The sequence below is a fragment of the Mycoplasmopsis arginini genome, from assembly GCF_900660725.1.
Taxonomy (GTDB): Bacteria; Bacillota_I; Bacilli_A; order Mycoplasmatales; family Metamycoplasmataceae; genus Metamycoplasma; species Metamycoplasma arginini.
Genome location: NZ_LR215044.1, coordinates 225,967 through 241,525 on the forward strand (window position 1 = coordinate 225,967; position 15,559 = coordinate 241,525).

Below are 15,559 nucleotides of genomic sequence, written 5' to 3' on the forward strand. Positions count from 1 at the left end.
TTATATGAGTAGTACATTAGTATGAATTTTAGTTGTAATATTATCAATAATTTCATTAGGTATAATTGGAATATCATTTATGATGGCTCCAGATTCTAATAGTTTTAGTGGTGCTTTAGTTGGAAGTAATGACTTAGATTTATTTAAAATTTCAAAAGAACGTGGGATAAAGAAAGTTCTTAAATGATCAATGATTACTTTAGGCGTTCTAATGTTCATTTTTGCGATTGTTTTACGTGTTGTTTGACAACAAGGTTAATAATATATAATGAAAAAAGAAAATACGAACTTTAAAACTTTAGATTCAAATGAAATTTTGGAATTTATTCAAAATAATCCTTTGGGTCTAAGTTTTTTAGAAATAGTAAAAAAGAAAAAAATACATCCAACATTAAACGCTAAACTTTCCATGATTTTAAAAAATCTTGTTTCTGAAAATAAAATAGAAGTTAAAAAAAATAGTGATTATGCTCCTATTTTTTATATAAAAACTGTGCAAAATAATGTTGCAATAACCAATAAAAGATTAGGGTTCATTGAATTTGAAGATGGCAAAATTAATAAGTCTGCGATTTTATTTCCTTTTGAAATTAGAAATCTTTTAGATGGAGATTTAATTGAAGCTAAAATATTTTATTATTACAATGAAAACAAAGAAGTTTTGTATAAAGCAAAAATTGAAAAATTATTAGATCATAAGAAAAAAATCCTTGTTGGTAAATTGATTAAAAATCAAAAAAACTTTTATGTTTTTGAACCATTAAATGATAAAGATAAGGGAAATATTGAAATTTTAAATAAAAGTCAAATTCCTAAAAATATCAAAGAAGATGATATTGTTGAAGTTTCAATTTTAAATCCTAACAACAAGAATATCGCTGTGGCTTTTAATAAAATTTTAAGTAACACAAAAGATTTTGATTATCCATTTAAAAAAATATTTTCAGAAAATGAGATTAATTTAGATTTTAATGAAAATGTTATCTTTGAGTCTAAATCTTTACCTACAGAAGTTAATAGCTATGAAATTTCAAAAAGAAAGGATTTAAGAAACTTACTAACCGTTACAATTGATGGATTAGATACAAAGGATTTTGACGACGCTATATCATGTTATATATTACCAAATGGAAACACTAAGCTTTTTATTCATATAGCTGACGTATCCTATTATGTTAAAGAAAATGGTGCTATTGATCAAGAAGCGCTATTGAGAGGAACTTCTATATACTTACCAGATAAGGTAATTCCAATGCTCCCATTTGAGCTATCTAATGGAATTTGTTCGCTAAACCCTAATGTGGATAGATGTACAATAACTTTAGAACTTGAGATCGATAAGAATGGAAATAATGTTGATGAAAAAATTTATGAAAGCGTCATTAATTCAAACTATCGTTTGACTTACAATGAGGTAAACGATTATTTTGAAAATAAAATAAAATTGCCAACCGAATTAGAGAATCTTCTTAATGATTCGAGAAATATTTCTAAAGTTATTCGAAATTGCAAATTGCAAGATGGATACGTTAATTTTGAAATTAAGGAACCTAAGATTATTATTCAAGATAATAAGGTTATAGGAATTAAAATAAGAGAAGAAGGTGAAAGTGAAAATATGATTGAGGACTTTATGGTTAGGACTAATGAAACAATTGCTTCAATCATGAGCAAAAAAAATATTCCATCAATTTACCGTATTCATGATAAACCTTCAGATGAAAAATTATTTGAATTACAAGATTTAATTAAATTTGCAAATTATAAAGATGTTCAAGTGCCATTTGATGGCGAACCACTAAGTTTTGCGAAAATGGTAAATAAGATTAAAGAAAAAGGGCTAAGTGAATACTTTAAAAATGCATTTTTAAGAACAATGCAGAAGGCCATTTATTCTTCTAATAATATTGGTCATTTTGGTTTAGCTTCAAAGTTTTATTCTCATTTTACTTCCCCAATTAGAAGATATCCTGATTTATTATTACATCGTTTAATTAAAAAATACTTATTTGAAAATAAAACTTTTTCTGATCAAGAATTTGAAGAAATTTCAAATCAAATTGAAAATATTGCAAATCTCAATTCATTAAGCGAAAAAACAGCAATGACAGTAGAAAGAAATATTGTAGATATTAGAAAAGCTGAGTATTTTGAATCATTAATAAATAAAGAATTTTTAGCAACATTAGTTTCGATAGAAAAATTTGGTCTATTTTTAAATATCAACGAATTTCAAACAAGTGTATTAATTAGATTTGAAGACTTAAATGATGAAGTTGTTAAAATATCTAATTTTGAAGGAAAAGGAAATAAATATAATTTTAAAGTTGGAAAAGATTACTGTATAAAGATCGAAAGTATAGAAAGAGAAAAAGGAAATATTAATGCAAAATTGTGTTAATGTTTCTTTTTTTAATTTAAATAATTTATTTAAAAATAAACTAAACTGTAGAACCAATACCAAAAAAATGTGTGGATCGGGGTTCGATTCCCCGCACCTCCACCATTAGAGTTAAGTATAGTCGATACCAAAATATCGGCTATTTTTTTTATATAGGCATAAATACTACAAATAATAATGATTTATAAGGTATTTCTACAATAAATATAGCAGTAGTAGTATATATAGCATTTATATATAAATTTAAATCGTTAAATTATTATTAATCGTTAAACTACTACTAACTATATATAAAGATATATAAGAGAAGAAATATCAAATTTTATAAATACTCCCACGTGACACGTGACAAACGTGACAGTTTTAACAAATTAAAAACTCTAGCCTGCTAAACTAGAGTTCAATATTTATTACTGAGCCATCTTTAAAATTGAATTCGAGGTGGTTATCTTTATATACTTTTATGTTGATGATTGTTAAATTGAAGAGTTTATCGTTAAATTCTAAATTCAGTGTATCGGTAGCTTTAATTTCATTGATGAATGCTTGAAGCTTAATTGATTGTCTATTCCTATCGACTTGTTCAGCCATAAGCTTATTGTACTCGTCTTGAGCTTTAGTAAATCTTTTTACCAGATCTACATATTCTTCCATGTAAGCTTCATATTTCATTTGTTTCTTTTCTTTGTTGAAAATGTGTTGGTCACATAAACCACTAACTACTAGTATTTCATTCTTGGCTTGTTCCATAGGCTTTGATAGATTAACATCTAGTAGTTTTTCTTTTACTAGAAGAAGATTTGAAATAAGAAGGTCCTTATCTTTAAGAAGAATGTTTATTGCTTTTAAATAGGCATTTTTAATTGTTTCTTCATCAAGAGTAGGAGTAGTGCATTTAGTTCCATTAAATTTATTATTACATTGCCATACGACATGCCTATAGATATCATCAATATGATGTTGTTAAAAAGATTTTAGCAGATGTTAAAGAAAAAGGTGCTGGTGTAAATTATTTAATTGAGCATTCAGCTGGATCTGGTAAATCTAATTCTATTGCTTGGATAGCTTATAGACTAGCATCTGCATTTGATAAAGATGATAAATACATTTTTGACTCAGTAATTATTGTTACAAATAGAATTGTTTTAGATTCTCAATTACAAGATACTATCAATTCATTTGACCATAAAGCTGGATTAGTTGAGTGCATTACTCAAAAGAAAGGCTCTAGAGGTCTTGTTGATGCTATTAATGATAAGAAAAAGATTATTATTTGTACTATTCAAAAATTCTTATATGCTTACAAAGATTTTGATGAATTAAAAGGTAGAAACTTTGCGGTTATTATTGATGAAGCACATCAAGGTCAAAGTGGTGAATCTGCTAGAACATTAAGAAGTTCTTTAATTGATGTAGAGAAAGAAAAGAAGGCATTTGCAGAAGAAAATGATATGAATCCTGATACAATAGAAGAGACTGAAGAATTATTAAATATCTTAGGTCAAGGACATCATGAGAATCAATCATTCTTTGCTTTTGCTGCAACACCTATAAATAAAACACTGGAGTTGTTTGGAACTAGTATCGGTGATGAAAAGAAAAAACCATTCCATACTTATTCTATGAGACAAGCAATAGAGGAAGGCTTTATTTTAGATGTTTTAAGTACATATGTAACTATTAAAGAAGCATTTAAGTTAATCACTAATACAGAAGATAACCCTGAATTATTAGAAGAAAAAGCAAAAAGAGCTTTATTTAAATATTATAAACAACATGAATTTAACATTTCTCAAAAGGTAGATATGATTATGGATAACTTCCTTAATAATAGCAGAAAGAAGATTAACGGTCATGGTAAGGCTATGATTGTTACTGATTCTAGACAAAGTGCTGTTTTATATTATCAAGCAGTTAAAGAGTATTTATCAAAGCATCCAGACGAAACTAAAGGATGCGGTGTTTTAGTTGCTTTCTCAGGTAAAGTCAAATTTGATGGTGATGATACTGAGTATATTGAAGCTGAAATGAATGAATATCCTGATGGTAAGAAAATTAATTCAGATGCTAAGTTTAGAAAGGCATTTAAGAGTGATGATTTCAACATTATGGTTGTTGCTGATAAATATCAGACAGGATATGATGAACCATTGTTACATTCAATGTTCGTAGATAAGAAATTAAAAGGAGTTAATGCGGTTCAAACATTATCTAGATTAAATAGAACTTGTCCATTTAAAAATGATACTTTCGTACTTGATTTTGCTAATACATCAGAAAGTATTAAAGAGTCATTCCAACCTTTCTATGAAGAGACTACATTAGTAGGAAGCAGTGATGTAAATAGAGTTTATGATTTAAGAAGCAAATTAAATGAGTTTTCACTCTTTAATGATGAAGATATAGATAAATTCTATGCAATTATGAAAGTTAATTCTGATAAGAAAAAACAAGATGACTCCGCAATTGGAAAACTTGTAAGTGTCATGAAACCAGCAGTAGATAATTACGCTGATTTAGATGATGACAAGAGATTACTTGCTAGAGATACAATGATGAAGTTTATTCGTTCATATGGATTTGTAACTCAGCTTGTAAGAATTAATGATGAAGACTTATTTAAAGATTATTTATATATTTCTCATTTAATTAGATTATTACCAAAGACACAATATCCTGTGTTTGATTTAACAGGTAAAGTATCACTTGAATATGCTAAATTAAAAGAAACATTTAAAGGTGCTATTGAACTTGAAAAAGAAGGTGGCGAAGTTGTTCCTGGTAAAGGAGCTAAACCAACTAAAAAGAGTAATAAGACTGATACTTTAGAAAGAATTGTTGAAAAGGTTAACGAGAAATATCAAGATGATTTTTCAGCAGCTGATAAGGTAGCACTTGATAGTGTATTCCAGATGCTTATGGGGGATCCTGTTGTTAAGAAAAAACTTACTGAGTATGCCAAAACTAATGATGCTCAAATGTTTATTAAATCAATATTCCCTAAAGAATTTGAAAGAGTATTAGTTAAATGTTACACAAAGAACGATGATGCTTTCCAAAGATTACTTGGAAACGATCAATTCCAAAAGGCTGTAATGGATATTATGGCAAAAGAACTATATAAGACATTAGTGTCAGGAAAATAAGATAAATTAAAATACGATATAACAACATCATATAAAGAGAGGCGAAAAATATGACACAACAAGAACTAATATCAAAAATAGAAAACCAATCTATTATTAGCCAAATGTATGGCAACGGAACGATTAGTAAAGTAAGACTATCTGGAAGTGCCATTTATTTTGATATTGTTTTTATTGTTAATGGCATTCAAGTGAACAAGTCATTTTCTGCAACTATAGCAGTTGAAAAAAATGTTCTTGAATTTGAAAACGAAGAAACCGCCTCTTTTTATAATGAATTAAAAAACACCTTAGTTACAAGCGTTAAGGTAGAAGTTCCTATAATTGAAAAGAAAATTATTTCCGATGATGTTTCATCACTAAAAGATATAAATAGTGTTATTAAACTTTTCAAAAATAATGAAAGTATTACTCAATTACTTATTAATAATTTTGATAATCAAACATTTGAGGAAACATTATGTGCTGAAGGTTTTCGCTATTTAGAAAAAGCAATGAATGGGTATTATTTAAAAGATGACTGTAAAATAGAAGTCATTATTCTTTTATCATACCTAGCTCTAAAATATTATGATGGAGATTTACATACACAAATTTTTAGCAATTATAGAAAACATAGAAGTGAGACTGAATACCAATTTACAGATAATTCTATTCGAAATTCAATGTATAAGATATTGGAACCTTATAGAAAAGAAGTTCAATATTTCCATGATAGTTCGTATAATGCAGTTCCAATTATTTATGCTTCAGTCCCTCATTATAGAGTTTCACAACTATACAAAATATCGTATGATATTTACAAGAAAAAACTTTTATTTGATGAGGATGTTTCAAATGACCAAATTGAGGCAAAAGTTGAAGAATGTCTACGTGCTTTAAAGAGAAAAGATTTATTGAGTGATTCTGATAGTATAAAAGGTACTGAGTATTTAATGTCAAAATATACTCAATCTTGTATTTATAGTGGCTTTAATTTAGAGGCTCTTATAAAAATAATATCACATTGTATTAGATTAATAATAAATCATTTAACAAGACATGAGGATTCTTTTATTGTAGAACCATATTATAGAGAAGGATATGATTCATGGGTTGATGAGTTTGATAATAATACTAAGGAAAAAACAAAATATGAGCAAAGTAGATTATTATCTAGACCATATATTAAGCTTAAAAATCAAAAGTATTTGTATCTTAACACTGGTGAGTATTGTATGGATGATTCATATGATCCTCAAAAAGTTCAAATTGAGATATATTCTGATTCAAAATTAATTAAAGCATATGATGTCGATGGACCAGACGATGTTCTTTTTAATGATGATGTTTCTATGGGTGGATACATTATTAAAAGACAAAAATACTTGTTGGATTGTTCACCAATTGATAAACTTTCCTACAAAATAGTTTGTGATGGTGAAGAAATATACTCATCTAAGGAAAGATTATTTAGAAAAGTATTATTCTTTGATAAAAATGGAAATGAAGTTAAACCTGGTACGGAATATGATGGAGATATATTTGTTGTATCTCATACTTTAGATAACAATGATGAGAGTGGAAGTAGTGCTGTAATAGTATCTAAAAAAGAAGATTACTATATATCTATTTTTGAAGTTAATTCAAAAGAAGTGTTTAGATTTGATAATGAACCTTATGTATTCTTCAAAATTAAAGATCCTAAATTAATAGGTTATCAAGTTCCTTGGGCTTCTTTTACAACTATGGAAGGAAAAGAAGAAAAAATTTATAAGGATATTTCTGTATTATTCCAAGCATCTTGTGATAAGGAAGATATTTACATATCAGTAGATGATAACATTATAACTTTTGGCAAAGACAACGATATTAATTATAGAATATATTTATTCTCTAACGAGTATAACGGTTTGTTTGCATACTTAATTAAGATTTATGGTTTAGATTCAGGGTTACATAATATTAAAATATATAATATTAAAACAAATAAAATGATCAAGAATTCTGATCTAGTATTTGTTTATGATGATACTTTATCAAAGTGTTTCGTTTCAAAAACAAATGAATCAATTATTTATGAAACTTCATCTAAATTTTTAAATGAAACAATATCATTTGATTATCCATACGGAACATCAAAATTAGAGTATGACGCTTTTGTTAAAGGTTTAGGGCATGGAAAATTAAATATTTATCCATCAACAATTTCTTATAGTATTGATGGGCTAGTATGGCATGACATTGATTGGAAATTTTATTTATTTGAATTGAATCAAACTAAAAATTCAATTTTTGTATGTGGCCCAGACAATTTAATTCCTTATGTTATTGATGAAAAATCAACAATAAGAAAAAGAAAACTAAATTATGTTCAAAACGATTTAGATCAATTTAAATATGAGATCAATGTTGATTATTTAAAGACATTAAAAGATGCAATTTCTTTGAAGATAAGTTTTGAATATGGAACAAGAAGCAAATATTTAAAAGTTTGGTATAAGCCTTTTATTAAGAACGATTCTATTATTGAATATGATAAATCATCTGGAAAAATAAAGGCAAATATCCTTTTTGAAGGAAAGATTAAATTGTGGCTTTTGTTGTCAATAACTAATACAGAAAATATATTACACAAAGTTCAAATATCTAGTGGGGGATCAATAGAATTAGATAAAAATAGCCTTATTAATCATTATGATGGTGTTCATTATATAACTGCCTCACTACACATGCCAGCTTCAGGTATATCATTGTTTAAGAAATACGACGAAGTGCCATTTAAGACTTTTCCTAAGGTGTGCATTGATGATTTGGAAGTGAAAGTTGAAAAACAAAATATATATTTTAATGATGTTACTAGTGAAATAGTTGTTAATACTGTATTTATAGGTACAAACAAATTGAAAATGGAGATATGTCCATCTGGATTTAATAAAATAATTTATAATGATGAGATAACAAGTGGAAAAGCGATTAATATAAAAATTAATAAAAGCATCTTTAATTCATTTACGATTTTATTATTTAAACCTAAAATCAACGGTGGCTATGAGGAAAAGTCGTTTTATACGTCAAAACCAATTAGAACTACGTCTTATTTTTTAAAAAGAAGATTACAAATAAAAGATTTCATTTTAGATGATAATTCTAAATATCAGCCTAACAATAATTGGATTAATTTTATAAGAATAGAACAGTTAGATGATGAATATTATTTATTAGGGAACATTGTTGGAATAGGGAATAAAATTGTGTTAGAAAATGTATATGTTAGCCCTATAACTTTAAATTCTGAAGAAAGTGCTATAAAGATTTATAGGATTAAAGATAACAAAAAATATAATTTAAAACTAGAAAATGGATTAAAAATTTTGAGTGCAATTTTGAGTATGAAGTAGGAGGATAGATGATGGAAAAGAAATTCAATAATCAAATTGATCAGACTAATTTTATAAAGTCAAAGTTTTCTACATATCTAAGATCAACATTCGATATTAGGGATAAAACATACAAAAAACTTTATAATGATAGACTTACAGAATTAGAATCAAAATTATATAAAGGTCCTTATTTATCTTCAACTCTTCCTTTTGAACCTTCTAAGTCTATTAATGAGTTAATTAAGGATAATGTTTTTGAAAAAGAATTTTTGAAGGTCGGAGATTTGGACTTTGATAGACCATGCTATGCTCATCAAGTAAATGCTTTTACAAGAATAGGCAATGGTAAAAACATAGTTGTTACAACAGGTACTGGTTCGGGTAAAACAGAATGTTTTATGCTACCTATTATTAATGAACTTATTAAGGAATTAAAAAATGGAGATAAAGAACCAGGTGTTAGAGCAATATTCTTGTTTCCATTAAATGCATTAGTATATGACCAAATCGATAGACTTAGATCTTTTTTAAAAAACTATGAGGAAATTAAATTTGGTTTTTATACTGGAAGAACGCCAGAAGATAGAAAATCTATTGATGGTAAAAAGCAAATAGAATTATATAAAAGAAAGTATGGAGAGCCATCTAAGAATGAAATTTTAACACGTGAAGAAATGCGCGCTAATCCTCCTCAAATTCTTTTTACAAACTATTCAATGCTTGAGTATTTATTAATTAGACCTTCAGATGAAAGTTTGATATCTCAAGAAGCTTTGAAACATTTAAAATTTATCGTGCTTGATGAGGCACACATATATCGTGGTGCTCTTGGCATTGAAATTTCATTGCTATTGAGACGCTTATTAGGAACAGCTAATAAAAATGTTCAATTTGTATTAACCAGTGCAACATTAGGTAGGGGAAAAGAAGATTTACCTGATATTATCGATTTTGCATCAAGACTTACTTCATCTAAATTTACTGATGATGATATTATATTTGCAATTAGGCACTCAAATAATATTACTCCAAAATACGAAATTGAAGCTGCAGACTATAAAATTTTATTAGATAATATTGAAAATATAGAAGAATTTAAAAATGTATATCAAAAATACAATCAATACGATGATTCGGTTTCTGTTAAAGTAAATTTATATAATTTATTAATTAAGGATGAGAATGCTCAAAATCTTTACCATTGGACTAATAGAGTTGGAGAGTTTTTTGATGTATTTAGGAATTTTTATAATTTTAAGATAGAAGATTTGACTTCATTAGTTGAGTTAATAACTAAGTCACAATCGAATGATAGCAAGTACCCTTTAAAACTATATGATATTAAATACCATATGTTTATGAAGGCTCCAGATGGTGCATTCATAACACTTGGAAACAAAAAAAATCTATCCCTGTTAACTGTTAACCAAATAGATGGATTTAAAGCATTTAAAATCGGTATTTGCCAAAACTGTAAAGTTCCATATATTATGGGTATTACAGAAAATAACTATTTATGCATTGACGATGAAATAGATATCGATGAATCATATGCTGATAAGGCCAAAAGGCTTGAATATTATTTAATTGGTGATTGTTTGACGGATGAAGAGAAAAATGACCTTGATTCAGATCAAAACTTTGAAAAGTATTATTTGTGTGCAAAATGTGGATATATAAAGAGTGCAAAATCAGCTATTATAACATCTGATTGTGAGTGCTTTGATACATATAAAACTGTTGTATATAAATTTATTGGAAAAGATGAAAAAGATTTAGATGATGAAGATATTGTGACGAACAATATTCATAGATGTCCTATTTGTGAATATAAAGCAAATAATGGTGGAGTTATTATGGGATTCCACGTTGGTAAAGATAGAGCCACTACTTTAATTTCCCAAATTCTTTATGAGTCTATGAATTATCCTGTAATTAAGAAAGCAGCTCAAACAAACTCATTATTTAAGAGCAAACCTAAAGAGGTGGCTGGAAGAAAACAATTTCTTGCCTTTTCTGACTCTAGACAACAAGCAGCATTCTTTTCAAAATTCTTGAATTCTAATAATGATAGATTCTTAAAGAAAACATTGATCTGGGAACTGTTAAAAGAAAACAACCATGAAAAAATATCATATCTGCAACTTGTAACAAAATTGGATGATGTTTTTAGAAATAAACTCCACTATACTGAAGAAGAAGCAATAAAGCATGCCAAAGCAACAGCCTTATGGGAATTATTATTAGTTGATGGTAGAAATAGTGGAGAAGGTATTGGCTTATTTGCTTTTAAATTAAATTTAAATAAAGGTAATTATGCTGATGAAGATGCACTGACTGAAGCACTTCAAGGTGCAGGTTTCGATAATATTACTGGAAAACAATTTAAAGATATTACTACTCAGTTATTTACATTATTTAGGATGGCTCCTGCTATTGAATATGAAACTATTCTTTGTGATGATCCTGAAGAGAAAAAAGAATTATTGGGATATCGTCAAAGAAAAATGTATATCATGGAGCAGAATACAAAGAAAACAAAAGATTCTGATAAGCCAAAATATTATCCAGTTAAATCATTTTTACCAGTTGATGACGGAAGAATAAATAATGGCCTTAAATATATAATGAAAACTTTAGGGTATGATTATAATAAAGCAAAGTTTTTAATGAAAACTATTTTTGAAAATGCAATTGAAGAAGAAATTTTAATTCCAAATACAGAAGCTCCTGAGTATCCAAATACATACGTAATAAAAGCTAATAATTATGATTTGTTTTCATACAAAAAATTAAAATTTTATAAATGCCAAAAATGTAATAAATTAACTCTTTATAACGTTAATAATAAATGTACTGAGGCGGACTGCGATGGTGAATTGATAGAGTGCGATGTAGATAACGATGCATTCTATAAAGATAACTATTATCGTAATGAATATATGAACCGTCCTGTTGAAAAACTTGTATGTAGAGAGCATACAGCTCAAATGAATGCAAACGAGGCTAAAGAAATACAAGATGATTTTAAGAGCGAAAATGGGAAAATTAATTTTATAAGCTGTTCTACTACGTTTGAAATGGGTATTGATTTAGGTGGTTTGAATACTATATTTATGAGAAATGTCCCACCTACACCTTCTAATTATGCGCAAAGAGCTGGTCGTGCTGGCAGAAGAGCTGAAACCTCTGCATTTGTATTAACATTCTGTGGAACTTCTTCACATGACTATACTTATTTTTCAAATCCAGCTGAAATGATAAGAGGTCTTGTTAAACCTCCATATTTTGTTGTTGACAATGATAAGATTATTATGAGACATATAACTGCAACAGCTCTTTCAATGTACTTCAAAGAGCCTGAATTTACTGAGGATTTTGATTCTGTTGAGCATTTCTTATCAGATGATGTCGCAAATAAATTTATAAATTATATTAAATCTAAACCTGCAAAATTAGGTACTATGGTAGATAAGTATGTTCTTAAAGATAGTCAATTGATAAGTAAATATGGTGGCTTTAAGTGGATCAATTATCTTGATATGTCTGAAAGTTCATTAAATAAAATGACTGAAGGCTTAAATGGACTTGTTGAACTTTATAAAGAAGCAGAAGAATACGCTAGAAATCAAAGAGATTATTCATTGGCAAATTCATATAAAGAATCTCTTAGAAGATTGAATACTCCAAATTCATTAATTACATATTTTACTAAATATAATGTTATTCCAGGATATGGATTCCCAGTAGATAACGTCGAACTTTATATTTATGACTATGATAAGGAACAAATGAACGAAGATTATAATCTTTCAAGAAATTTATCTGTTGCAATTTCTGAATATGCTCCAGGTTCTGAAGTCATTGTTGATGAAAGGAAATATACTTCAAGATATTTATTCTTGCCTCATAATGGCTATTCATTACCAGCAACTTTTTACTGCGAATGTGAAAAATGTCATACTATAAATACAAGTGAAGATAAAAACTATTTTGTTTCTAATAACACATGTAAGTATTGTGGAGCCACACTAGATACTTCAATGGGCAAGCTTAAGTCTTATTTAACACCTATTTATGGTTTTGTTGCAGATAGAAAGAATAAAGAATCAAGGAGAATTAAGCCATTTAAGACATATGCGAGTGATGTTTATTATATAGGTGATAATCTATCTAGTAACGATGAACTAAATAATGTCGTGAATGTATCTGAGCATAAGGACGAACAGTTGCTAGTATTGAATGAAAGTAGATTTTATTTCTGTCCACATTGTGGTTATACAGATCTTGATAAGAAAAACCAATTACCTACTAAAACTTTAGAACATAGAGAATATAGAGGAAAGCTTTGTAAGTGTGGTAACAAGCTTGAATTGATACATTTAGGGCATTCCTACAGAACTGATATCGTAAAGATTTCATTCAATAAAGTTAATGAAATGTTTGATGAAGACACTGCAATTTCAGTATTGTTTGCTCTTCTTGAAGGAATTAGCATGACTTACAACATTGAACGAAATGATATTGGAGGCATGATTTATAAAACAAATTTAGCAAAGCCTTACTCATTTATATTATTTGATACTATGGCTGGAGGTGCAGGTCATGTTAAGAGATTAAAAGATGATAAGTCTTTGATGGAAGTATTAAAAAATGCACTTGCTAAAGTATCTCAAAACTGTTGCGATGAAGATACATCTTGTTATAACTGTTTAAGAACATATAATAATCAACGTTTGCATAAGCATATAAAAAGAGGCTTAGCAAAGAATGCTTTGTCAGTAATAATTAGTAATATCAAGAATAAAAATAAAAATTATGCATTATCAGATCCACAATATGATTTTACAATGGTAGATATAAATGAATTTATAAATAGTGGAACACTTGATGGAAGTGAATCAAATAGCTCTTTAATTAGTTTAATAAGTGAAATAAGCATTAAGCGAGCAGAAACTCCAGATGGTTACGGTTATGTGTTAAATCCTAATGACGGTAGTCAAGTTGAATATGCTGATTTTGCTTGGAAGGATAGAAACATTCTGTTGTTTACTATTGAAAATAAAAAATCATATGATAATTTAGTGAATTCTCAAAATAAATTTGATTGCTATTTATTAACAGATTCTTTTGATTATGTAGAATTTGTAAAAGAATTGTTGAGGTGATTATAGTGAACCCCAAAAGTTGGACTAAAAAAATTAATTCGAATTGCTTTTTACGGAATGATACCTATACTTCTTAGGCGTCATTCCTTTTAATTTTGTAATTATTCTTTTTTCATTATAGTACTTTATATATTTATGAATTGCTTGTTCCAATTCATCTAATGAATTAAACTCATATTCATGACCGTAGAACATTTCGTTTTTCATTGTGCCAAAAAAAATTTCAATTATGCAATTATCATAGCAATTTCCTTTTCTAGACATACTTTGTAAAATATTTTTTTGTTTTAAAATGTTTCGATATTCTTCCATCTGATATTGTCAGCCTTGATCTGAATGAAAAATTAAACCGTCTAAATTTTTATGTTTCTCAAAAGCACGATCTAACATATCCTTAATTTGTTTAAAATTAGGCGACCTAGAAACAGAATAAGAAATTATTTCTCTATTATGTGCGTCAATTATTGGCGAAAGGTAAAGTTTTCCTGAAGGAATATGAAACTCAGAAACATCAGTGCTTCATATTTAGTTTACTTTTTTCTGTTTTAAAATTTCTTTCAAAAAAGGTTATGTTTTTTTGCTTATCTATAATTTTATTTAAAAGTAAATTTTTACAGGTTTTACCTATTTTGCCTTTATAAGATTTATATTTAGCCTTTGGTTTAATGCCAAAAATATTCAATTCATTCATTAAACGCCTTACTTTTTTGTGATTTACAACAAAACCTCTATTTTTAAGTTCTAAAGTTATTCTACGATACCCATATCGAGATTTATTTTTTTTGAAAATTTCTAAAATTAAATCCTTAATTGGGGAATCTTTATCTATTTTCTTAAAAGATTTTAAAATATAAAAATATGTTGATTTTGATAATTTGAAAAATACTAACATACTTTTAAATTGATATTTGTGCCTTGATTCATACACAACAATTACTTTTTCTTTTTTTTGTTGCTGTTTCCTTTGTAGAACCAAGGCTCTCAATTTTTTTAGTAAATCATTCTCCATTTCTAATTGAGAATTGCGCTCTTCAAGTTCCTTGATCTTTATTTGCATTTCACATAAATCATTTTTATCTTTTTTTGATATTCAAATTTCATTTTTCTAGGCCTTCCTTGTTTTCTATTAAGACCATTATAATCTAAATTTGAATATTTTTTGAATCATGAATAAATTAAACCAACATTTATATTCAATTTATTAGCTATTTTATTCATTGGCTCACCATTTTTAATTTCTTTAATAATTTGAATTTTAAAATCATATGAATATTTATTATTATGTTTTCTAACTAATCCTTGATAACCATGAATTTTATACAAAGAGTAAATAGTATTTAATCTACTTTTTGATATATTACACAAGTTCATTATATTTTTTTTAGTTTCATTTTCTTCTATTAGTTTAATTATATTTATCTTATCTTCTAACTTCAATTTCATAAAAACCCCAAAAGTTTTTCCAAATTACTTGGTCTAACT

The 15,559-nt window shown here is 27.3% G+C and carries 9 protein-coding genes and 1 pseudogene; 6 read left to right on the forward strand and 4 right to left on the reverse strand.

All coding sequences use genetic code 4. The features are described from left to right. Positions 1-4: 4 nt before the first annotated feature. Positions 5-259 carry a preprotein translocase subunit SecG gene (gene secG, locus EXC38_RS01030; protein ID WP_004414865.1) on the forward strand — a complete coding sequence of 85 codons (255 nt, stop codon included), beginning with the start codon at positions 5-7 and terminating at the stop codon, positions 257-259. A 9-nt stretch (positions 260-268) separates the two neighbouring features. After that, positions 269-2,401, forward strand: coding sequence for a ribonuclease R (gene rnr, locus EXC38_RS01035; protein ID WP_129694513.1), 2,133 nt, complete (start codon positions 269-271; stop codon positions 2,399-2,401). A 393-nt stretch (positions 2,402-2,794) separates the two neighbouring features. Here the strand turns inward: rnr and EXC38_RS01040 are convergent, their stop codons facing one another. Beyond that, positions 2,795-3,151 (reverse strand): hypothetical protein, encoded by a 357-nt coding sequence (locus EXC38_RS01040; protein WP_129694514.1) that lies wholly within the window; start codon positions 3,149-3,151, stop codon positions 2,795-2,797. Positions 3,152-3,375: 224 nt separating this feature from the next. On the opposite strand from EXC38_RS01040, the pseudogene EXC38_RS03695 reads away from it, so the two are divergent. From EXC38_RS03695 to EXC38_RS01055, 4 genes and pseudogenes are all read left to right on the forward strand, one after another. Continuing rightward, positions 3,376-3,759, forward strand: a pseudogene (locus EXC38_RS03695) (DEAD/DEAH box helicase family protein); the annotation flags it as partial. A gap of 93 nt (positions 3,760-3,852) precedes the next feature. Then, complete coding sequence (locus EXC38_RS01045; protein ID WP_465223459.1) at positions 3,853-5,547, forward strand: type I restriction enzyme subunit R domain-containing protein; 1,695 nt, start codon at positions 3,853-3,855, stop codon at positions 5,545-5,547. A gap of 50 nt (positions 5,548-5,597) precedes the next feature. Next, entirely contained in the window at positions 5,598-8,927 is a 3,330-nt protein-coding gene (locus EXC38_RS01050) for a hypothetical protein (RefSeq protein ID WP_129694515.1), read from the forward strand. An 11-nt stretch (positions 8,928-8,938) separates the two neighbouring features. After that, positions 8,939-14,083 carry a DEAD/DEAH box helicase gene (locus EXC38_RS01055; RefSeq protein WP_165056845.1) on the forward strand — a complete coding sequence of 1,715 codons (5,145 nt, stop codon included), beginning with the start codon at positions 8,939-8,941 and terminating at the stop codon, positions 14,081-14,083. A gap of 27 nt (positions 14,084-14,110) precedes the next feature. Here the strand turns inward: EXC38_RS01055 and EXC38_RS01060 are convergent, their stop codons facing one another. From EXC38_RS01060 to EXC38_RS01070, 3 genes are read right to left on the reverse strand one after another with little or no spacing between them, the layout of a single operon-like run. Further along, entirely contained in the window at positions 14,111-14,602 is a 492-nt protein-coding gene (locus EXC38_RS01060; protein WP_220096544.1) for an IS3 family transposase, read from the reverse strand. Further along, the gene (locus EXC38_RS01065; protein ID WP_129694518.1) at positions 14,526-15,134 is read right to left on the reverse strand and encodes an IS3 family transposase; all 609 of its coding nucleotides are present in this window, start codon (positions 15,132-15,134) and stop codon (positions 14,526-14,528) included. The genes EXC38_RS01060 and EXC38_RS01065 overlap by 77 nt, the downstream gene beginning before the upstream one ends. Continuing rightward, a complete protein-coding gene (locus EXC38_RS01070; protein WP_129694519.1) occupies positions 15,125-15,520 on the reverse strand; it encodes a helix-turn-helix domain-containing protein in 396 nt (131 codons plus the stop codon). The genes EXC38_RS01065 and EXC38_RS01070 overlap by 10 nt, the downstream gene beginning before the upstream one ends. Positions 15,521-15,559: the final 39 nt, after the last annotated feature.